The sequence below is a fragment of the Arthrobacter sp. C152 genome, assembly GCF_054890965.1.
On the sequence record NZ_JBTZSU010000040.1, the window covers coordinates 1 to 20,421 of the forward strand.

General features: G+C 69.2%; 18 protein-coding genes. 15 read left to right on the forward strand and 3 right to left on the reverse strand.

What is annotated here, in order from left to right; genetic code table 11:
- The first annotated feature begins 251 nt into the window (after window positions 1–251).
- On the forward strand, window positions 252–629 hold the full coding sequence (locus tag ACYSM9_RS19010) for a DUF3311 domain-containing protein (protein WP_461858517.1): 378 nt from the start codon (window positions 252–254) through the stop codon (window positions 627–629).
- Window positions 626–2,299 (forward strand): monocarboxylate uptake permease MctP, encoded by a 1,674-nt coding sequence (gene mctP / locus ACYSM9_RS19015; RefSeq protein ID WP_461858518.1) that lies wholly within the window; start codon window positions 626–628, stop codon window positions 2,297–2,299. The genes ACYSM9_RS19010 and mctP overlap by 4 nt, the downstream gene beginning before the upstream one ends.
- 70 nt (window positions 2,300–2,369) lie before the next feature.
- Here mctP and ACYSM9_RS19020 read toward each other — a convergent pair whose 3' ends face one another.
- Window positions 2,370–3,713 carry a class I SAM-dependent methyltransferase gene (locus ACYSM9_RS19020; RefSeq protein WP_461858519.1) on the reverse strand — a complete coding sequence of 448 codons (1,344 nt, stop codon included), beginning with the start codon at window positions 3,711–3,713 and terminating at the stop codon, window positions 2,370–2,372.
- A 46-nt stretch (window positions 3,714–3,759) separates the two neighbouring features.
- Between ACYSM9_RS19020 and ACYSM9_RS19025 the strand changes: the two genes are divergently transcribed.
- The 6 genes from ACYSM9_RS19025 to ACYSM9_RS19050 all read left to right on the forward strand — a co-directional run bounded on the left by ACYSM9_RS19025 (window position 3,760) and on the right by ACYSM9_RS19050 (window position 10,605).
- A complete protein-coding gene (locus ACYSM9_RS19025; RefSeq protein ID WP_461858520.1) occupies window positions 3,760–4,842 on the forward strand; it encodes an FAD-dependent oxidoreductase in 1,083 nt (360 codons plus the stop codon).
- Between the two features lie 52 nt (window positions 4,843–4,894).
- The gene (locus tag ACYSM9_RS19030) at window positions 4,895–6,064 is read left to right on the forward strand and encodes a class I SAM-dependent methyltransferase (protein ID WP_461858521.1); all 1,170 of its coding nucleotides are present in this window, start codon (window positions 4,895–4,897) and stop codon (window positions 6,062–6,064) included.
- A gap of 227 nt (window positions 6,065–6,291) precedes the next feature.
- Entirely contained in the window at window positions 6,292–7,494 is a 1,203-nt protein-coding gene (locus ACYSM9_RS19035; protein WP_461858541.1) for an ROK family transcriptional regulator, read from the forward strand.
- 7 nt (window positions 7,495–7,501) lie between these two features.
- The gene (locus ACYSM9_RS19040; protein ID WP_461858522.1) at window positions 7,502–8,854 is read left to right on the forward strand and encodes an extracellular solute-binding protein; all 1,353 of its coding nucleotides are present in this window, start codon (window positions 7,502–7,504) and stop codon (window positions 8,852–8,854) included.
- 3 nt (window positions 8,855–8,857) lie between these two features.
- A complete protein-coding gene (locus tag ACYSM9_RS19045; RefSeq protein ID WP_461858523.1) occupies window positions 8,858–9,739 on the forward strand; it encodes a carbohydrate ABC transporter permease in 882 nt (293 codons plus the stop codon).
- 14 nt (window positions 9,740–9,753) lie between these two features.
- Complete coding sequence (locus ACYSM9_RS19050; protein WP_461858542.1) at window positions 9,754–10,605, forward strand: carbohydrate ABC transporter permease; 852 nt, start codon at window positions 9,754–9,756, stop codon at window positions 10,603–10,605.
- On the opposite strand, the gene ACYSM9_RS19055 is transcribed toward ACYSM9_RS19050, so the two are convergent.
- The gene (locus tag ACYSM9_RS19055) at window positions 10,602–10,805 is read right to left on the reverse strand and encodes a hypothetical protein (protein ID WP_461858524.1); all 204 of its coding nucleotides are present in this window, start codon (window positions 10,803–10,805) and stop codon (window positions 10,602–10,604) included. The two genes, ACYSM9_RS19050 and ACYSM9_RS19055, sit on opposite strands and share 4 nt — an antisense overlap.
- Window positions 10,806–10,944: 139 nt before the next feature.
- Between ACYSM9_RS19055 and ACYSM9_RS19060 the strand changes: the two genes are divergently transcribed.
- From ACYSM9_RS19060 to metE, 7 genes are all read left to right on the forward strand, one after another.
- Window positions 10,945–11,952, forward strand: coding sequence for an AAA family ATPase (locus ACYSM9_RS19060; protein WP_461858525.1), 1,008 nt, complete (start codon window positions 10,945–10,947; stop codon window positions 11,950–11,952).
- Window positions 11,953–11,958: 6 nt separating this feature from the next.
- Window positions 11,959–12,846, forward strand: coding sequence for a DUF58 domain-containing protein (locus ACYSM9_RS19065; protein ID WP_461858526.1), 888 nt, complete (start codon window positions 11,959–11,961; stop codon window positions 12,844–12,846).
- Window positions 12,836–13,300: a hypothetical protein gene (locus ACYSM9_RS19070; protein ID WP_461858527.1), complete on the forward strand. Its 465-nt coding sequence runs from the start codon at window positions 12,836–12,838 to the stop codon at window positions 13,298–13,300. Before ACYSM9_RS19065 ends, ACYSM9_RS19070 begins: the two co-directional genes overlap by 11 nt.
- Entirely contained in the window at window positions 13,291–15,405 is a 2,115-nt protein-coding gene (locus ACYSM9_RS19075) for a vWA domain-containing protein (protein WP_461858528.1), read from the forward strand. The genes ACYSM9_RS19070 and ACYSM9_RS19075 overlap by 10 nt, the downstream gene beginning before the upstream one ends.
- Entirely contained in the window at window positions 15,402–16,121 is a 720-nt protein-coding gene (locus ACYSM9_RS19080) for a hypothetical protein (RefSeq protein ID WP_461858529.1), read from the forward strand. The genes ACYSM9_RS19075 and ACYSM9_RS19080 overlap by 4 nt, the downstream gene beginning before the upstream one ends.
- A 329-nt stretch (window positions 16,122–16,450) precedes the next feature.
- Window positions 16,451–17,413 carry a methylenetetrahydrofolate reductase gene (locus ACYSM9_RS19085; RefSeq protein ID WP_461858530.1) on the forward strand — a complete coding sequence of 321 codons (963 nt, stop codon included), beginning with the start codon at window positions 16,451–16,453 and terminating at the stop codon, window positions 17,411–17,413.
- A 79-nt stretch (window positions 17,414–17,492) separates the two neighbouring features.
- Window positions 17,493–19,835: a 5-methyltetrahydropteroyltriglutamate--homocysteine S-methyltransferase gene (gene metE / locus ACYSM9_RS19090; protein ID WP_461858531.1), complete on the forward strand. Its 2,343-nt coding sequence runs from the start codon at window positions 17,493–17,495 to the stop codon at window positions 19,833–19,835.
- 64 nt (window positions 19,836–19,899) lie between these two features.
- Here the strand turns inward: metE and ACYSM9_RS19095 are convergent, their stop codons facing one another.
- Window positions 19,900–20,406: a DUF2004 domain-containing protein gene (locus ACYSM9_RS19095; protein ID WP_461858532.1), complete on the reverse strand. Its 507-nt coding sequence runs from the start codon at window positions 20,404–20,406 to the stop codon at window positions 19,900–19,902.
- Between the last annotated feature and the right edge of the window lie 15 nt (window positions 20,407–20,421).

The window sequence follows — 20,421 nt, forward strand, 5'->3', positions numbered from 1 at the left end:
GCGCACCTGCATGGCATGCAGGGGGTCAGGGGTTCGAGTCCCCTCAGCTCCACCGAACAGAAACAACAACAAAGGGAACCATCAGGATTGATGGTTCCCTTTGTTGTTGCCAGCGGCAACTGATCGGGGCGGAAACCCTTCCGGCGCAGGTCAAAGCGCGGTACAACTGTGATTGAGGGCACATCGTCCCGCCTCCGGACGGCTTTCATCCGAAGCGGCGGCCGCGGGACGGGCTGACGAGGAGGTCGCAGATGTCCCACGCAGACGGTTCCGGCTACAGCCCGAACGACGAAGCTTCTTCCAACGGAGCGCCGTTGACCCGGGATACCGCCATCCGCGGGCCGGCCAGGCCCGCGCCCTACGTCGGCGCCGGTGTCCTGCTGGCAGCCGCCATCCTGATTCCCCTGATGCCGCAGCTTTACTCCTTCGATGCGCCACGGCTTGGCGGCATGCCGTTCTTCTACTGGTACCAGCTGCTCTGGGTGCCCGTGTCCGCCGCGCTGACCGGAACCGCCTACTGGCTCGTCACCAGGGAGGACCGGCGACGGCGGGCAGCGGTCCGTGCAGGCGGGCCGCCATGGACCGGTGAGGGCTCCGCCGAGGCTGGCATGGGTGGCGAACGGCCATGAACGGGCGGGAGATCAACTGGATCGCACTGGTCATCGTGGTGCTGCTGTTCGTTGTGGTGGCAGTGATGGGCTTCCTCGCGGCCAGGTGGCGGCGCAGTGCCGAGGAAGGGCTGCACAGCCTGGATGAGTGGGGCCTGGGCGGCCGCGGCTTCGGGACCTGGATTACCTGGTTCCTGCTCGGCGGGGACCTCTACACCGCCTACACGTTCGTCGCTGTCCCGGCGGCCATGTGGGCAACCGGCGCGGTCAGCGGCTTCTTCGCCGTGCCGTACACCATCGTCCTGTACCCCATCATCTTCATCATCATGAGCCGGCTGTGGTCGGTGTCCCACCGGCACGGCTACGTGACGTCCGCGGACTTCGTGGGCGGCCGCTATGGAAGCCGCTGGCTGTCCCTGGCCGTCGCGGTCACGGGCATCGTGGCCACCATGCCCTACATCGCCCTCCAGCTGGTGGGCATCAAAGCGGTACTCACCGTGCTCGGCCTCGGAAGTTCGGACAACGTCCTGCTGACCGACCTGCCGCTGATCCTGGCGTTCGTCGTGCTGGCCGCCTACACCTACACCTCGGGCCTCCGGGCGCCGGCGATGATCGCCGTCGTCAAGGACCTGCTGATCTACCTTGCCGTCATCGTCGCCATCATCTACCTGCCCATCAAGTTCGGCGGCTGGGACACGATCTTCGGCGCCGCCCAGGACAAGCTCGGCACGGTGAACCAGGCCACGGGCAAACCCGCCGGCGTCTTCATCCCGGGGGCCGCCAACTATTCCGCGTACTGGTCACTGGCCCTGGGCTCGGCGATGGCCCTGTTCATGTACCCGCATTCGGTGACGGCCGTGCTGGCCTCCAAGGCCCGCAACACCATCCGGCGCAACGCGGCCATCCTGCCGCTCTACTCGTTGATGCTAGGGTTCCTGGCGCTGCTCGGATTCGCAGCCATCAAGGCAGGAACCAAACCCATCGACCTGGACGGTTCCGTCAACCCGCAGCTGGTGGTTCCACAGCTGTTCCTGGACCATTTCCCGGCCTGGTTCGCCGGGATCGCCCTGGCGGCCATCGCCATCGGCGCCCTGGTCCCCGCGGCCATCATGTCCATCGCCGCGGCCAACATGTTCACGCGCAACATCTACCGGGACTTCATCCGGCCGGACGTTGACCCCAAGACCGAGGCGAAGGTCTCCAAGATCGTCTCCCTCGTCGTGAAAGTCGGCGCGCTGGTCTTCGTGATCGCCATGGACCAGTCCACGGCCATCAACATGCAGCTGCTGGGCGGCATCTGGATCCTGCAGACCTTCCCGGCCGTCGTCGCCGGCCTCTACACCCGCTGGTTCGACCGCTGGGCGCTGCTTGCCGGCTGGGCGGCAGGCATCGTCTTCGGCACCGTGTCCGCCTACAACGTGATCAACCCCGTGACCAAAGCCCACTTCGGCGGTTCGGTGGCACCGATCCCCGGCACGGACTTCAGCGTGTACATCGCTGTTTCCGCCTTCGCCCTCAACCTGGTGATCGCCGCCGTCCTGACCCTCGTGCTGCGGGCGTTCAAGGTCCGGACCGGCGAGGACCTCACCAGGCCCACCGACTACGCCGCCGACGAGACGGACCCCAAGGTGGTGGAGATCGAGAAGACCCAGCGTTACACGCAGCCGGGAGGTCCATCACCGGTTGCCTAGCCTTCCGGGGCAGCTCCCGGATCCAAGCCGCCGTCCTGCCGGGTTGCGTCCCGGCAGGGCGGCGCTGTTCCTACAGCCAGCCGGTGCGGCGCAGCGGCGGCTCCCCGGGCCCGGGGCGCCGCACCAGCACCTGGTTGACGCCGGTCAGCCCGTTTTCGAAACCGAGGGCGCTGGAAGCCATGTACAGCCGCCAGACCCGGGCCCGGCCCGCGCCGGCCAGGTGGACGGCGCGTTCCCAGTGCTCCTCCAGCCGGCTGACCCACGCACGGAGTGTCAGCGCGTAATGGCGCCGCAGGGCCTCGACGTCCAGCACTTCGAAGCCTGCGGTCTCCAGCGCCACCACCATCTCGCCGAGGCTGATCATTTCGCCGTCGGGGAATACATACCGCGGGATGAACGAATCGGGGTCCGGGCTGGTGGGGCCCGCGTTCCATGAGATGGCGTGGTTCAGCAGCCGGCCGCCGGGCCTGAGCAGCCCGAAAAGCGCCGCTGCGTACGCCGGAGTCTGCACCCGCCCCACGTGTTCGGACATCCCGATGGAGCTGATGGCATCGAACGGCCCGTCCTGCACGTCCCGGTAGTCCTGCACACGGATTTCCACCCGGTCCGTCAGGCCGGCGTCGGCTGCCCGTTTCCGGGCCAGCGCGGCCTGCTCCGCCGACAGGGTGACACCCACCACCGTGGCGCCGTACTTCGCGGCGGCGTGCAGTGCGAAGCTGCCCCAGCCGCACCCCACGTCCAGGACGCGCATGCCCGGCCCCAGGCCCAGCTTGCGGCACACCAGGTCCAGCTTGGCCTCCTGCGCATGATCGAGCCCGCCGGTCAGGCCACCATCCGCTCCGGGATCGCCGTCCGCAGCGGCCGGCCACACGGCGCAGGAGTAGACCATGGACGGGCCCAGCACCAGGGCATAGAAGTCGTTGCCGACGTCGTAATGGTGCGAGATCGCCGCGGCATCCCGGCGGCGCGAATGCACCTTGCTTCCCCGCCTGGTCCGGTACTCCTCGGGCGGCGGAGCGGGGTTCGACCCCACCGCGCCGAGCCGGACCGCGGTCCTCAGCAGCAGCCACAGTTCCGCGGCGGTCGGTGCCCGGAACGGCCCGGGTTCGGCGAACTTGCCTGCCGAGCTGAGGGCCGTGAACGCGGCGAAGACATCGCCGGGCGCATCGATCTCGCCGGCCACGTAGGCGCGGCTCAGCCCCAGCTGTCCCGGAGACCACAGCATCCGCCGCAGCGCCTTCCGGGACCGGAACTCCAGGACCGGTGCGTCCGGTGGGCCCGCCTCCGAGCCGTCCCACGCCCGCAGCCGCAGCGGTATCTGGTGGGTCCCGAGCACGACGGCAAGCGCCCTGGCCAGCCGTGCAGCATGTCCTGTGGTTCCCGTTTCCGCCCGGCCGGCTCCTGCTTCGTCCATGCGCCCACCCTAAAGCCGCAATGCCCTCCGCGACTATCATGGGGGAGTGAATCCCGAGCTGACCGACGTCCTGGTGATCGGCGCGGGCCAGGCAGGCCTGTCGGCCGCCTACCACCTGCGGCGCCGGGGCGTTGATTTCGTTGTGCTCGACGCCGAGAGCGGGCCAGGAGGTGCCTGGCGGCACCGCTGGAAGAGCCTGCGCATGGACACCGTCAACGGAATCAGCGACCTGCCGGGCATCGCCAAGCCGGACGTTGATCCCGCGGAAGCCAGCTCCGCATTCCTCACCCGCTACTTCGGAAGCTACGAGGCAGAACTGGGCCTTCCGATCCACCGGCCCGTCAAGGTCCTGGCCGTCAGCCGGGAGGACGGCAATCCCGCAGGGCGGTTACGGATCAGTACACCGGCCGGCGACTGGAGCGCGAGGGCCATCATCAATGCCACCGGCACGTGGACCCGCCCCTTCTGGCCCATCTACCCCGGCCAGTCGTCGTTCCGCGGCCGGCAGCTGCACGTCGCGGACTACGTCTCCGCCACGGAGTTCACGGGCCGGCACGTCATCGTGGTGGGCGGCGGCATCTCCGCTGTCGGACTCCTCGACGAGATCTCGCAGGTCACGTCCACCAGCTGGTTCACCCGCAGGGAGCCGGTGTGGCGGGACGCCCCCTTTGACGCCAAAGCGGGGCACGATGCCGTGGCCCTGGTGGAGGAGCGCGTGCGCCAGGGGCTGCCACCGCAAAGCGTCGTGTCCGCGACCGGGCTGGTCTGGACACCGGCCCTGCGCGCCGCAAAGGAGCGGGGTGTCCTCGAGCGGCAGCCCATGTTCACCGCCATCGAACCGGGCGGTGTCCGGCGGGCCGACGGGAGCTTCCTGGCCGCCGACGTCATCCTCTGGGCCACCGGCTTCCGGGCGGAACTGGAGCATCTGGCACCGCTCCACCTTCGGGGACCCGGCGGCGGAATCGCGATGGACGGCACCCGCGTGGCGGCCGAGCCGCGCGTCCACCTCGTAGGGTACGGCCCGTCGTCGTCCACCATTGGCGCCAACAGGGCCGGCCGCGCGGTGGTCACGGCCATTCTGGCCCTTCCGGGGATGGCGACGGCGGCGGAACCGGTAACGTGGGGCTGACCCGTTTGACCCAAGCGGCACGGCAATGACAACAGAAGGCGGCAGGACACAGGTGGCAGCACACTCCCTTGAGGACGTCTTCCGTGTCCTGCGCCGGCGGCCCGACGTCGAAGCGCCCAACCTGCAGGCCTGGGACGCCACCGACCGGCTGCTGCTGGAAACCGCCGCGGAACAGGGCGTCCAGGGACGCGGCATCGCCGTGATCGGGGACCGCTACGGGGCCCTGACCCTGGGTGCCCGCGCCGTGCTCGCGCCGGCGACGCTGCGCGTCCACCAGGACCTGGTGAGCGGTGAACGCGCGTTGCGGCTCAATGCGGCCGAACTGGCGGCCCAAGGCGGCGACGAACCCGGCGCGGGAGGCGCCGGGTTCGTGCAGGTGCCGCTGGGGGAGGAACTCCTGTCCGGGGCGGACGCCGTCCTCCTGCAGCTGCCCAAGACGCTCGCCGAGCTCGACGAAACCGCGGCCGCCGTCGCCCGGTACGCTGCGCCGGACGTCCTGCTGCTGGCCGGAGGCCGCGTGAAGCACATGTCCCTTGGCATGAACGCGGTCCTTGAGAGGTACTTCCGCTCGGTCCAGCCGCAGCTGGCACGCCAGAAGTCGCGGGTGGTACTGGCCCGGGGCGTCAGGCCGGACGCCGCCCCGGCCCGTTTCCCCGTGGTGGAACACCTGGCTGAGCTCGACCTGAAGGTGGCGGCCCACGGCGCGGTGTTCGCCGGTCCCAGGCTGGACATCGGCACCAGGTTCCTGTTGACGTTCCTGCCCGCCATGAAGCCGGCCCGGCACGCCGTCGACCTTGGCTGCGGCACGGGAATCATCGCCGCGATGTACGCCCGCCAGTTTCCAGGCTCTGCGGTCACCGCCACCGACCAGTCGGCGGCGGCCGTGCAGTCCGCGCTGGCCACCGCGCAGGCGAACGGGCTGGCGGACCGGATCAGCGTCCTGCAGGATGACGCGCTGGGCACCTTCCCGGACGGCGCGGTGGATGCCGTGCTGCTCAACCCGCCCTTCCACGTCGGGGCAGGCGTGCACGCCGGGGCAGGGCTTAAGATGATCGAGGCCGCGGCGCGTGTCCTGGCACCCGGAGGGGAGCTCTGGACCGTCTTCAACCGCCACCTGCCGTACCTGCCGGCCCTGGAACGGCAAGTGGGGCCCACCGTAGTGGAGGGCCAAAACCCCAAATTCATCGTCACCCGCAGCACCCGGCGCGGGCCCGCGGCCTGAGCGACGGCCTGCCGCCGCGGACCGCCACGCGCACTGCCGCCCGGGCACGGAAAGCGGACCCAACAGGGAAAACACCGCCGCGCCGCCGCCCGGCATGAGTGTGCCTGCGCGCACCCTTAACGTACGATTCAAAGCATCAGCAATATGCTGGCAGCCGAAGACGTTTAGGGGACACCGTGACTGAGATCCGCCAATCCTCTCCGAGGCGCGGAACCAACCTGCCCAGGATGGGGGACTTCAACCTCACGGTCATCCTGGACGCAATCCGCCGGACCTCCGGCGGCTTGAGCCGGGTGGAGCTCGCGCAGATCGTGGGCCTGTCCCCGCAAACCATCTCCAATATCTCCCGCCGCCTGCTGGACCAGAACCTCATCGTCGAGGCCGGCAAGGAAGGCAGCGGCCCCGGCAAGCCCCGGACCATCCTGCGCCTGAACCCCCGCGGCATGTACGCCCTGGGCGTCCACCTCGATCCTGCGGTGACCACCTTCGTGGTGCTCGACCTCGTCGGCGCGGTGGTGCGGCATTCGCGGATCAAGACCCCCGGCGGCAACGACCCGTCCGCGGTGATCACCACGATTGCCACCGAGATCGCCCAGCTCGTGGCGGATTCGGGAGTGGACCAGCACCGGATCGCCGGCCTCGGCGTCGCCGCCCCCGGCCCCATCGACCTGGACAACGGCACCGTGGTGGATCCGCCGCTGCTGCCCGGCTGGGACCGGGTGGAACTGCGCGACGCCCTGGCCCGGGCCACCGGCTATTCGGTGCTGGTGGACAAGGACGTGACCAGCGCCGCCGTCGCCGAAACGTGGGCCGGCGGGCCCAGCGGCGCCGGCAGCTTCGTGTTCATGTACATGGGCACCGGCATCGGCTGCGGCATCGTGCTTAATGACGAGGTTGTCCGCGGCACCTCCGGCAACGCGGGCGAGATCGGCCACATCATCGTGGACCCGGACGGCCCGCCCTGCGACTGCGGCCAGCGCGGCTGCGTCAAATCCTCCGCCATCCCGCAGGTCCTGGTCGCCCAGGCCGAGGCCGCCGGAATCCTTGACGGCTCCGGCTCTGAAGGCAGCGGCGCCGAGGTCCAGCAAAGCTTCTCCCGGCTGTGCGAACTCGCCGACGCCGGCAACGAACAGGCGGCCGCCATCCTGGACAGGTCGGCCGTCCTGGTGGCCCGGGCGGCATCGGTGGTCACCAACGCCCTGGACGTCGAACGGGTCGTCTTCGGCGGCCCCTTCTGGGGCGGGCTGGCGGAACGCTACCTGGAGATGGTTCCCCCGCTGCTGGACGCCAACAGCGACGTCCGGCTGATCCACCCCATCGAAGTAGTGGGCACCGGGGTGGGGGAGGACGTCGGAGCCATCGGCGCAGCCTCCCTGGTCCTGGAACACACCCTCGCGCCGCGGGCCCAGCGGCTCCTCCTGGAAAGCTGAGGTCACCATGCGACGCCGGCCCCTGACCACACTGTCCCTGCTGGCCGCCGCCGTGCTGGCCCTTGCCTCCTGCACGCCCGGGAATCCGGCGGAGGGACCAAAGACCATCAAGGTGGCCTACCAGAAGACGGACGCCTTCACTGCGCTGGACACCATGTTCCAGTCGGCCAAGAAAGAGTTTGAGGCCGCCAACCAGGGCGTGACCGTTGAGCTCCAGCCCATCCAGGCCAACGACGAGGACTACGGCACCAAGCTGGCCCTGGCCCTGCGTTCGCCGTCCACCGCGCCCGACGTCTTCTACGAGGACACCTTCAAGGTGCGTTCCGACGTCGACGCCGGCTACCTCCTGAAGCTGGACAGCCGGCTTGACGCCTGGGCGGACTGGGGCAAGTTCGACGCCGCGGCCAAGGAGGCTGGAAAAGCGGACGACGGCGGCACGTACGCGGTGCCGCTGGGCACCGACACCCGGGCCATCTGGTACAACAAGAAAGTCCTGCAGGCGGCCGGGATTGCGCTGCCCTGGCGGCCTGCCAGCTGGCAGGACATCCTGGACACCGCCAGGAAGATCAAGGCCAATGACCCCTCGGCCATCCCGTTCAACCTGTACGCCGGCAAGGGCACCGGCGAAGGAACCGTCATGCAGGGGTTCTATGAGCTCCTGTACGGTACCGGGGCCAGCCTCTATGACCAGGATTCGAAGAAATGGGTGGTCGGTTCCGCCGGCTTCACGGACTCGCTGACCTTCCTGAAGACGCTGTACAGCGAAAAGCTCGCCGTCGCCCCGGCGGACGCCCTGGACCCGAACGTGTGGAAGAAAGTCTTCGGCGAATGGTTCTCGCAAGGGAAACTGGGGGCCACCGTGGAAGGCTCCTACTCGCCGTCGTTCTGGCAAAAAGGCGGCAGCTACGAATGGCCCGGCTATGCGCAGGACATGGGCGTTGCCCCGTTCCCCACGCAAAAAGGACAGGCCCCGGGCGCCGTCAGCATGTCCGGCGGCTGGACCCTGGCGGTCGGCGCGGAAACCAAGCAGGCGGACCTGGCCTTCAAGTTCCTCGCCACCGCGCTGAACGCGAAAAACTCGCTGGACTTCACCGTCGCCAGCTCACAGATCGCGGTCCGGACCGACGTGGCCGCCGACCCCGGGTACCAGTCCGCCAACCCGTTCGTGAAGGACGTCTCAAGCCTGGTCTCCGTCACCCGGTACCGCCCCGCAACTTCCGACTACCCGCGGATTTCCGCTGCTGTCCAGGAGGCCACCGAGGCCGTGATCACCGGCAACCGGACCCCGGAACAGGCGGCGGCAGACTACGACGCCGCCGTGGCAGGAATCGTGGGCGGCGACAAGACCATCCGGAAGTAGCCCGTGCCGGCAACGCACCGGACACGGCAGGTGCTCCGTTACCTGCCTGTCCTGCCCGCCGCCGTGCTGCTGGCGGTGTTCCTTGCCGGGCCGGTGCTGTGGGCCTTCCACGCGTCGCTGACGAACGCCGGGCTCACCGGCCGCAGCGCCAGGAACCCGCAATGGGTGGGGCTGGAGAACTACCAGCGGCTGCTGCAGGACCCGGTCTTCCCGCTCTCGCTGGGGCTGACGGTGGTGTTCGTTGCCGGGTCCGCGGTGCTGGGCCAAAACCTGCTCGGGCTGGCGCTGGCCGTGCTGATGCGCCGGGCGCGCCCGGCCGTGTCCGCCGCCGTGGGCACGGCCGTCGTCGCCGCCTGGGTCCTCCCGGAAATCGTGGCCGCCTTCGCCGCCTACGCCTTCTTCAGCCGCGACGGGACGCTGAACCAACTGCTCGGCGGCGTGGGTCAGCCAGGCGTCGACTGGCTCTACACGGTCCCCATGGCGGCCCTGGTCCTGGCCAACGTCTGGCGCGGCACGGCCTTTTCGATGCTGGTGTACCGGGCAGCGCTGGACGGGGTCCCTGCCGAGCTCAGCGAAGCCGCCCACATGGACGGCGCCGGGCCCTGGCAGCGGCTCGTGTTCATCACCCTGCCGGTGATCAGGGGAAGCATCGCCACGAACCTCATGCTGGTCACCTTGCAGACCCTGGCCGTCTTCACCCTGATCTGGGTCATGACCGCCGGCGGCCCGGCCAACGCCAGCACCACCCTGCCCGTCCTCGCCTACCAGGAGGCCTTCAAGTTCGGCGACATCGGGTACGGGACCGCCGTCGCAGCCGTCCTGATCCTCCTCGGGGCAGTGTTCGGAGCGGTCTACCTCCGCCTGCTGCGGGAGCAGCGGCCGTGACCGCACCCCTGCACCTGCCCCCGCGGGTGGTCCGGCCGCACGCGGCCCGGCGGCGGCGGGGCAGCACCCTTGCGGATGCTGTGCTTCTGCTGGTGGGCGCGTGCTTCCTGCTGCCGCTGCTGTGGCTTGTCTTCGGCTCCCTGGACGCGGGGGCCGGGCACGGGACGAAGATTCCGCAGGATCCCGTCCTGGACAACTTCGCCGCCGTCCTGACCCCCGGCCTGCTGTTCCGTCCGCTGCTGAACAGCCTGCTGCTGTCCGCGGGGACTGGGGCGGTGACGCTTGCCGCCGCCGTGCTGGCCGCCTACCCGCTGTCCCGCTACAGTTCCCGGTTCAATACCCCGTTCATGTACGGGATCCTGTTCAGCACCTGCCTTCCGGTCACCGCCATCATGGTCCCGGTGTATGGGCTCTTCGTCCAGTTGCGGCTCCTGGACTCGCTGCCGGCCACGGTGCTCTTCCTGGCCGCGACCAGCCTGCCCATGGCGATCTGGATGACGCGGAATTTCATGGATGCCGTCCCGCTGGCACTGGAGGAAGCGGCCTGGATGGACGGTGCCTCCAGGATGGCGGCCCTGCGCAGCATCGTGCTGCCGCTCATGCGCCCCGGCCTTGGCGTGGTGTTCATCTTCGTCTTCATCCAGGCCTGGGGGAACTTCTTCGTTCCCTTCGTGCTGCTGCTGTCCGAGGCCAGGCAGCCGGCCGCGGTTTCGATCTTCAGCTTCTTTGGACAGCACGGGGCAGTCGCCTACGGCCAACTGGCCGCATTTTCCATCCTCTATTCGGTGCCGGTGCTTGCCCTGTACGTCATTGTGGCGAGGGGCGCCGGCACCGCCTTGGCCTTGTCAGGCGCGGTCAGGGGTTAATCGATATCCTCGACGACGACGCCGAACGGGATGCTGTCGTCCAGGTGGGCCTGGTGGCCCGTGGCCCCTGGGTTGTAGACAACCCGGACGCCGTGCAGTTTCTCCGCCGCGGACTGCATCAGCACGGGCCTGACCGTGTCGATGAACATCTGGTTCTTGTCGGAGAGGAACTCTTTGTAACTGGCTGGAAGCTCAATCATGGCAAAAGGATAGACCTGCAGGCCCCGCAAGGGGAGGGGTCCCCATTGCCGGACTCCCGGCCCCCGGCTTGGATAGGATGGCGGGCGGGAGGCGGCCGGCCCGGCCCGCGCGCCCATCACCGTTACCAGGGGGAAACCAGTGCTTTCGACCAGCGTGCCCGCACGAATCACACCAGCGGAGCTGGCCCGGGCGCAGCAGGTGGCCGGCAACATCTCGCGCAGCTTCGACGCGAAGGTCGTGGGCCAGTCCAGGCTGCGGGAGTCGCTCCTGGTGGGCCTGCTCACCGGCGGGCATATCCTGCTCGAAAGCGTTCCCGGGCTGGCCAAGACCACCGCGGCGCAGACCGTGGCCGAAGCCGTCAGCGCCGAGTTCCGGCGGATCCAATGCACCCCGGACCTGCTGCCCAGCGACATCGTCGGCACCCAGGTCTACGACGCCGCGAAGGGGACCTTCCAGACCCAGCTGGGGCCGGTGCACACGAACATCGTGCTGCTGGACGAAATCAACCGGTCCAGCGCCAAGACGCAAAGCGCCATGCTCGAGGCGATGCAGGAGCGCCAGACCTCCATCGGCGGCCAGGACTACCGGCTGCCCTCGCCGTTCCTGGTCCTGGCCACCCAGAACCCGGTTGAGCAGGAGGGCACCTACCAGCTGCCCGAAGCCCAGATGGACCGCTTCATGCTCAAGGACGTGCTGGACTATCCGTCGCCGGCGGAGGAAGCCGAGATCATCCGCAGGATCGACGCCGGGGTGTTCGACCCCGGCCTGAAGCCCCCGGCCGCCGCCTCCCTGGACGCCGTCACCGAAATCCAGGACCTGGTCCGGCGCATCTACATCGACCCGGCCGTGGTGAACTACATCGTGGGGCTGGTGTACGTGACCCGCAACGCCCACCAGTACATCGACGGCAGGCTCGCCGGGTTCATCGAGTTCGGTGCCAGCCCGCGCGCCAGCATCGCGTTCAGCCAGGCCGCCCGCGCGGTGGCCCTGCTCAACGGCCGGGACCATGTCATCCCGGAGGACGTCAGGTCGCTGGCGCACCGGGTGCTGCGGCACCGCCTCATCCTGAACTTCGATGCCGTGGCGGAACAGGTGCCGGTCGAGTCGGTGATTGACGCCGTCGTCGGCGCCGTCCAGACCCCCTGACCCCGCATGGCCAGCCTCCTCAAACGCGTGAAGTCGAAGATGGCCATCTTCGCCCACCGCAAGGCACGCGGCATGCTCGACGGCGAGTACGCCGCCGTTTTCCGCGGCCGCAGCCTCGACTTCGACGACCTGCGCGCCTACGTGCCCGGCGACGACGTCCGTGACATCGACTGGAAGGCCACCGCACGCCACGGCTCACCCCTCATCCGGCGCTACGTGGCCGTCCGCCGGCAGACGGTGCTCCTGGTGACGGACACGGGCCGGAACATGGCCGCAGAATCCCGTTCGGGGGAGGCGAAGAAGGACATCGCCGTCCTAGCCCTTGGCGTCCTGGGCTATCTGGCCCACCGCCACGGCGACGTGGTGGGACTGGTGTGCGGCGACGCCGCCGGCACCCGGTCCCTGCCCGCCAAGGCAGGCGAGGCGCACCTGGAACGGCTCCTCCGGCACGTTGACTCCCACGCCCGGCTGGACGCGGCCCCCAGCAGCATCCAGGACCAGCTGGGCGCAGTGGCCCGCACCGTCACCGGCCGCCACCTCCTGTTCGTCGTCGCCGACGAAATTCCTGCCACGGCCGCCACCGCGCAGCTTCTGCGCAGGCTCCGGGCGCAGCACGAAATGCTGTGGCTGACCATCCGCGACGCGGAGCTGGCGCCATCGGACCCGGCGGCCGGCACGGAGTCGTTCAGCGTGGCCGATTCCTCCCTGCTGGCCCGGCAGCCTGCCATGTCCGAGGCTGTGGCGGCCGCCTACGCGAGAGCCACCCTGCAGCGGGACGCAGACCGGAAAGCCATGCTGCGCAGCGCCGGGATCACCGAAGGCGACGTGGCGGGCAGCGGGGACGTCATCACTGCGCTCTTCGCGCTCCTGGAAAGGCACCGCCGTGCCGGCTGACCCTGCCTACTACGGCCCGCTGCCGTACAGCCCGCTTTGGCTGTGGTGCGGAGCGGCCCTGCTGGTCCTGGTGGCCGGCTGGTTCGCCTACGTATTCGCCGCCACCCGGCCGGACCCGCGGCAGGCGCGCAGCCGTGCCGCGCTGACCGACCTGCCTGCGCTGAAGGCCGCCTACCTGCAGCGCATCACCGACGTCGAAGGCGACGCGGCTGCCGGCCGGCTTACTGCCCGCGCCGCGCACCAGGAAATCAGCCTCCTGCTGCGCGGCTTCGTCCGTGACGCCACCGGGGTGGATGCCACCCGGATGACCCACCAGGACCTGGCGCGGCATCCCCTCCCCGCGGCGGCCGCCGCGGTGGCAGCGCTCTATCCGGCCGAGTTCGGCCCGGACCCGCTGCCGCACGTCGGGGCCTCGGCCGCGCGGGCCTGCGAGGCGGTGCGCTCATGGACCTGATCTTCTGGTGGATGCTCCCGCTGGCAGCGCTTGCCGCAGCGGCCACGGGGTGGGCTGCGCTGCGCCGCGGTCCGTCCAACGCACGACGACGGCCGGTGGCCCACGCCGACAGGCTCACCGCGCTGCCGGAATACCAGGCGGCCCTGCGGCGGCACCGGACCTTGCTGGCTATTGCGGGGACCGCCTGCGCTGCGCTGCTGGTGTCCACCGCAGTAGCCGCGGCACGGCCGGCGGACGTCGCCACCGTCACACCGGAGCGGCATAACCGCGACATCATGCTCTGCCTCGACGCCTCCGGTTCCATGAGCAGCGCCGACGCCGCCGTCGTGGACACCTTCGCGGACCTCGCCCGCAACTTCGACGGCGAACGGATCGGCCTGACGATCTTCGACAGCACCGCCATCCAGGTCTTCCCGCTGACCGACGACTACGCCTACGCCCAGGAGCAGCTCACACTGGCACGCGACGCCTTCGACGGCAAACCCGGCAGCTCCGGATTCCTGGACGGAACCTGGAGCGGCCGCGGCTCGTCCCTGATCGGCGACGGACTCGCCTCCTGCCTCAACAGCTTCCCGGGAACTGCCGGGCAGGGCGGTGGCCCAACAAGCGGGGACAAGCGCTCGCGGTCGGTGGTGCTCGCTACCGACAACCTCCTCTCGGGCGAGCCGATCATGACCCTGGAGCAGGCCGCGCGGCTGGCGGCGGACCGCGCGGTCCACGTTTACGCGCTGAACCCCGGCGACCTGGACTACGGCCCGGGCCCCGACCAGCCGGGCGCCCAGTTGCGGGCCGCCGCCGAAACCACCCGCGGCCGGTACTACGCCCTGGACAGCCCCGACGCCGTGCCCGGCATAGTGGCCGCCGTCGAGGACACCGAAACCGCGGCCATCCAGGGCGCCCCGCGGGCCGTCATCTCGGAAGCGCCCGCTCTGCCGCTTGCCGCCGCGCTCCTTTCCGCCGTGGTGCTGTGCTTCGCGTCCTGGCGGATGCGGCCGGCACGGGCCGGCCGTTTCGAACGGCCGCGCACCCTGAGGTGGCCGCGCACCCTGGAGTGGCCGCGCACGGTAAACCGGCCGGGCAGTTTCGGTGGGATACGCCGGGCGGCCATTGTCCTGTTGGTCGTGGCGGCGGCCCTGCGCCCCGGCCTTCCCGGCGGCACGGCCCAGGCTGCCAGCGCCGAGCTCAACGTGTTCTTCGTCGTGGACACCACCACCAGCATGGTGGCCGAGGACTACGGCGACGGCGCCCCGCGGCTGGAGGGCGTCCGCAGGGACATCATGGCCGTTGCCGGAGAACTGCCGGGCGCGCGGTTCTCGGTGATCACCTTCGACACAACCGCCCACGTCCGGATGCCGCTGAGCACCGACACGCTGGCCCTGCAAACCATCACGGACGTCCTTGAACCCCAAGTGACGGCCTATGCCAGGGGAAGCAGCATCACCGCGGCCCGCCAGGTACTGGCCGAACGGCTGGCCGCTGCACGCGACAGCCACCCCGGCCGGCCCCGCCTGGTCTACTACGTCGGCGACGGCGAGCAGACCAGCGGCAAGGAGCCGGAGGCCCTGACCCTGGCAGGAGGCCTGGTGGACGGGGGAGCGGTGCTCGGCTACGGCACCGCCAACGGCGGACGGATGAAGGTGAACACCGGACGGGATTCCGACGGCGGCCCATCCGACGGCGGTTCGGGCGCCGCGGGGCAAGCCCGGTATGTGCAGGACAGCCGGGCAAGCGGCGGCGACGCGGTGTCCGTCATCGACGAGGGACGGCTGCGGACCATTGCTCAGCAGCTCGGCGTACCTTACGTCCACCGCGGCGCGGGCGACCCCGTGGCGGCCATGATGCAGCAGGCACACCCGGCCACCGCCGCACATGCGCAGGAGGACGGTTCGCTCGCGACCCCGGCCGAGCTGTACTGGATCCTCGCTGCCGGCGCGTTCCTGCTGGCCCTGGCGGAAGCGGGCGTCATAGTCCGCCGGCTCCGCGGACTCCCGCGGCCCGGCCCCGCCTCACCGGGGACGCCCGCCCCGCAGTACACGGCCACTGGACGAACGGGCAGCGCTGCCGGGGACAGCGGCTCCAGGCCTACCCGGGAGGTTGCCCGATGACGGCCGCAAGCCGCCGGCGCCGCCTGCTGCTGTGGTCGGTGCTGCCAGTGCTCCTGGTCCTGTGTGCGGCGGCCAAGCTCCTCAGTGTCGGGATCCTCGCTGACCGGGCGGCGCAGGCCTTCGCTGCCGGGGATCCGCCTGCCGTCGGGTCCGCCGCCGCGGCCCTGGGCATCGCCAATGTCCTGGAACCCTACAAGGCGCCTTTTGCCGCTGGGGACGCGGCAGTCCTGGCGGGGGATTTCGGTGCCGCCCGCGCCGCCTTCGAGCAGGCACTCGCCGGCGTTCCACGGGGTTCCGGTGACGAATGCCTGGTCCGGATCAACCTGGTCCTGGTGATTGAACGCCTCGGTGACGACAAGCTCCGGGCAGCGGACCCGGCGTCGGCCGTTGCCCTGTTCCAGGATGCGGTGGCCGTCCTTGGCGAATCACCCGCGGGGTGCTTTACTGCCGGGGCTCCCGCCGGGGCGTCCGGGGCCCTGGCGGACGCCCGCGAACGGCTCGCCGGCAAGCTGGATGCGGCAGGGCGGGCCGCAGCCCCGCAGGACGGGACACCGGGGGACCCTGCATCGGATAACCCTCCCAACGACGGAAGCCAGAGCCAACGTGAGCAGCTCCAGGACAGCGCGAGGCAGGCGGAGCGGCAGCGGAACAGCGCCCGGGAAAGGGAGGAATACCTGGACGGTGATCCGGCGCCCGCACCGGAACGTCCCTGGTAACGGGGCCGCCGGCGAACAAAATTCTGCCGCCAGGTGAAAACAGCCCGTAAAACTGTGTCTTAATTCGGCAGCCAACTTGAACACGACCCATGGCGCGTCATAGAGTCTTATACAAGTTACCGCGGTAACGTGTCAGCGATCCTCCGTGCGGAGGGTGTGGGTGCCCCCATGTGGGCCTGACATTTGCTCACGGAAAACTTCGTTCCAGGCGTAACAGTCACGGCTGCGTCCTGTGGAGTTCTTCCGTGTTCCCCAAACTCAAATTCATTGCCGGACCGCCGCCACACCCGTGGCAGGCAGCCCCCAATGGCCCAAAGCCAAGGACGCAAATGTCACCACCAAGCCTTATTGACACACACCCGAATCTCTCCGACGCCGCTCCGGTGGCGCTGTCCTACGAACTGTTTCCGCCCCGTTCGCCGGCTGCCGCCGAAACACTCTGGACCACCATCCGTGAGCTGGAGACCACCGAGCCGGACTATGTCTCCATCACGTACGGTGCCAGCGGCTCCAACCGGGACACCGCCGTCGAACTGATCAACCGGCTGCTGCTCGAAACCACGCTCCGCCCACTGGCCCACCTGACCTGCGTAGGCAACACGCCGCAGGAACTGGCCGGCATCATCGGCCAGTTGCTGGATACCGGCGTGCGCGGCATCCTTGCCCTCCGCGGCGACCTGCCGAAGGACGGCGAGGTCACGGACGGCTCGCTCCGTTATGCCCAGGACCTGATCGAGCTTATCCGCCGGGTTGAGCAGCGGCGTTCGGCACTGCTGTGTGCCGGGAAGATCGCCGTTGGCGTGGCGGCGTACCCCGCCCGCCACCCCGAGTCGCCGAGCGAGGAGCATGACGTCGAGGTGCTGCTGGCCAAGCAGCGGTCCGGTGCGGACTTCGCCATCACGCAGGTGTTCTTCCACGCCGACCAGTACGCCGACCTCCTCACCCGGGCACGGCGGGCCGGCGTCACCATCCCCATCATCCCCGGCGTCATGCCGCTCACCAGCCTGCGCCGGCTCAACCGCCTTGGTGAACTGACCGGCGTCGAACCCGCCCCGGAGCTCATGGCCAAGCTGGCCGCCGCCGACACCGACCTCGAACGCCTCCACATCGGCGTCGACGCCACCGTCGATCTTTCGAACGCGGCCCTGGACGCCGGCGCGCCGGGCATCCACATCTACACCTTCAACGAGCACCAAAGCGCCCTGGAGGTGCTGGATAAGCTCGCCCTCCCGCGGTTCAGCCGCCCCCGCAGCCAGCGGGAAGCCATCGCCCGCCCCCAGCTCGCCAGCTGAGCACCTTCTTCCGCCAGCTGTAAACGCACTTCCATCCGCCAGCCCGACGTCAGCGCTGCCCAGAAACCCAGGATTCTCCATGACTGAACTGACTGCACCCAAAAACACCCCCTTCCCCGCCGCCTCGCTCCTTGGCTATCCCCGCATCGGCCGCCGCCGCGAGCTCAAGAAGGCCGTCGAGGCCTACTGGTCCGGCAAGATCGACGCCGCCGCGCTCGACGCGGCGGCCAAGGACATCCAGCTGGCCACCGCCAGGCGCCTGCAGGATCTCGGCCTGACCGAAGCAGCCGCCGTACCGGGCACCTTCTCCTTCTACGACCAGGTCCTGGACACCACCGCCCACCTGGGCGCCGTGCCGGCGCGTTTCGGTAAGCTCCTCAACGCTGAGGGCCAGCTGGACATTGACGGCTACTTCACCCTGGCCCGCGGCAACAAGGAACAGCAGCCGCTGGAAATGACCAAGTGGTTCGACACCAACTACCACTACCTGGTGCCTGAAATCGGCCCGGAAACCGGGTTCACCCTGGCCTCCACCGCCAAGGTCGACGAGTTCGGCTTCGCCCTGGACAACGGCGTCGAGACCCGCCCGTACATCGTGGGTCCGGTCACCTACCTGCTCCTGTCCAAGGCCTCCGACGACGCCCCGGCCGGGTTCGCGCCGCTGTCCCGCCTCGAGGACATCCTGCCCGTCTACGTCCAGCTGCTCGAAAAGCTCGCCGCCGCCGGCGCCAGCTGGGTCCAGCTCGATGAGCCGGCCCTGGTGGTCGACCAGGACGCCCCGGCCGCGGACATCGACGCCGCTGTTGCCCGGGCCTACGAGGTCCTGGCCGCCGCGGCCAACCGCCCGCAGATCCTCGTCTCCACCCCGTACGGTTCCCTCGACGCCCAGCTGGGCACCCTCGCCGCCACGGACATCGATGCCCTGCACATCGACGTCTTCAAGGGTGCCGCTCCCTCCTCCGCCGCGTTGGCGGGCCTGGGCAACAAAACCCTGGTGGCCGGCGTCGTGGACGGCCACAACATCTGGCGCAACGACCTCGCCGCCTCCGCGGCGAAACTGGACGGGCTGAAGGCTGCCGCGGGCAAGCTTGCCGTCTCCACCTCCACCTCGACCCAGCACGTCCCGCACGACGTCGAGGAGGAGACCCAGCTGACCGGGCAGCTCCGCAGCTGGCTGGCGTTCTCCGACCAGAAGGCCGTCGAGGTCAAGATCCTGGCCTCCTACCTTGCAGACCCCGCTTCGGCCAAGGCAGCCATCGACGAGGCAACCGCCGTGATCGCTTCACGCGCCACTGCCGACGGCGTCCGCCGCGGCGACGTCCGCGCCCGCACCGAAGCCCTGACCGCGGCCGACTTCACCCGCTCGGCGTACTCCGTCCGGGAAGCCGCCCAGGAGGAAGCACTGCACCTTCCGCCGCTGCCCACCACCACCATCGGCTCCTTCCCGCAGACCTCGGACATCCGGTCCGCCCGCGCCCGCAACACCAAGGGCGAACTGAGCGACGAACAGTACGAGCAGCTCATGAAGGACGAGATCAAACGCGTCGTGGACCTGCAGGAAGAGCTGGGCTACGACGTCCTGGTGCACGGCGAGCCCGAGCGCAACGACATGGTCCAGTACTTCGCCGAGAACCTGGAAGGCTTCGACGTCACCGTCCATGGCTGGGTCCAGTCTTACGGCTCACGCTGCACGCGTCCGTCCATTCTGTGGGGCGACGTCACCCGCAGCGCCCCCATCACCGTCAAGTGGGCCGAGTACGCACAGTCGCTGACCAGCAAGCCGATGAAGGGCATGCTCACCGGTCCGGTCACCATCCTGGCGTGGTCCTTCGTCCGCGACGACCAGCCGCTGGGCGAGACCGCCAACCAGGTGGGCCTGGCGCTGCGCGACGAGATCGCCGACCTTGAGGCGGCCGGCATCAAGGTCATCCAGGTCGATGAGCCGGCCCTGCGTGAGCTGCTCCCGCTCCGCAAGGCAGACCAGGCCGACTACCTTAAGTGGTCGGTGGATTCCTTCCGCCTGGCTACGGCGGGGGCAGCGGACGCCACCCAGGTCCACACCCACCTCTGCTACTCGGAGTTCGGCGTGATCATCGACGCGATTGACGGCCTCGACGCCGACGTGACCTCGATTGAAGCCGCCCGCTCCCGCATGGAGGTTGTCCACGACCTGGAGTCCCACGGCTTCGGCCGCGGCGTTGGTCCGGGTGTCTACGACATCCACTCGCCGCGCGTGCCGGGCGAAGCGGAAGTCACCGAGCTTCTCGCCACCGCGGTCAAGCACGTTCCGTCCCGCCAGCTCTGGGTCAACCCGGACTGCGGCCTGAAGACCCGCGCCTACGCCGAGACGGAGGAATCGCTGCGCAACCTGGTCAAGGCAACCCAGGCAGTCCGCGCGGAACTGCTGGAAGCAGCGAAGTAGGAAAAACGGGTTTCGACAGGCTCAACCACCGGTGGTTGAGCCTGTCGAAACCCGGCCTCTTTAATCAGGACTCCCAGACGATCTCGTCGTCCACCACGCCGTCCTCGTCCGCCGATGCCACCAGCACCTCGTCCGTGAAGTGCTCGCCGAGGGTGAAGTCCATGACGAAGTAGCGTTCCGGCTGGCCCGGGTAGATGCCCACGTGGCCCAGTTTGAGGGCCTTGAGGAAGACGTCGTTGGTGAGCTCGCTGCGGTCGTGGACGCCGAAGACCTTGTGCAGATGCTCGTCCTTGAGGGCGTTGCAGTGGAAGTGCAGGTATTCCTGCGGGCTGGTGCCGTCCTGTTCGAGTTCCTCGGCGATCATCTCCCGCACCTCGTCCACGAGTTCGGGCAGGAAGCGCAGCCGGTAGTCCACCTTGCGGAGCGCCGCTTCGTCGAAATGGTCGTGGGCGGTGATGTTCAGGTCGAGTTCCAGCGGGTGGCCACGCAGCTCATGCTTGGCGGCGATGGAGTGATCCCTGCCGTGGTTGAGCTCGATCTCTCCAAAGTGCTGGCTCGCTACCTTGTTCATAGTCTCAACATAGAC

Excerpts from the sequence above, each read along its gene's own strand:
- ACYSM9_RS19080 (WP_461858529.1), top strand. The coding sequence starts at position 15,402 with ATGACGGCCGCAAGCCGCCGGCGCCGCCTGCTGCTGTGGTCGGTGCTG.
- ACYSM9_RS19085 (WP_461858530.1), top strand. The coding sequence starts at position 16,451 with ATGTCACCACCAAGCCTTATTGACACACACCCGAATCTCTCCGACGCC.
- ACYSM9_RS19020 (WP_461858519.1), bottom strand. The coding sequence starts at position 3,713 with ATGGACGAAGCAGGAGCCGGCCGGGCGGAAACGGGAACCACAGGACAT.
- ACYSM9_RS19075 (WP_461858528.1), top strand. The coding sequence starts at position 13,291 with ATGGACCTGATCTTCTGGTGGATGCTCCCGCTGGCAGCGCTTGCCGCA.
- mctP (WP_461858518.1), top strand. The coding sequence starts at position 626 with ATGAACGGGCGGGAGATCAACTGGATCGCACTGGTCATCGTGGTGCTG.
- ACYSM9_RS19010 (WP_461858517.1), top strand. The coding sequence starts at position 252 with ATGTCCCACGCAGACGGTTCCGGCTACAGCCCGAACGACGAAGCTTCT.
- ACYSM9_RS19095 (WP_461858532.1), bottom strand. The coding sequence starts at position 20,406 with ATGAACAAGGTAGCGAGCCAGCACTTTGGAGAGATCGAGCTCAACCAC.
- ACYSM9_RS19035 (WP_461858541.1), top strand. The coding sequence starts at position 6,292 with ATGGGGGACTTCAACCTCACGGTCATCCTGGACGCAATCCGCCGGACC.
- metE (WP_461858531.1), top strand. The coding sequence starts at position 17,493 with ATGACTGAACTGACTGCACCCAAAAACACCCCCTTCCCCGCCGCCTCG.
- ACYSM9_RS19055 (WP_461858524.1), bottom strand. The coding sequence starts at position 10,805 with ATGATTGAGCTTCCAGCCAGTTACAAAGAGTTCCTCTCCGACAAGAAC.
- ACYSM9_RS19065 (WP_461858526.1), top strand. The coding sequence starts at position 11,959 with ATGGCCAGCCTCCTCAAACGCGTGAAGTCGAAGATGGCCATCTTCGCC.
- ACYSM9_RS19040 (WP_461858522.1), top strand. The coding sequence starts at position 7,502 with ATGCGACGCCGGCCCCTGACCACACTGTCCCTGCTGGCCGCCGCCGTG.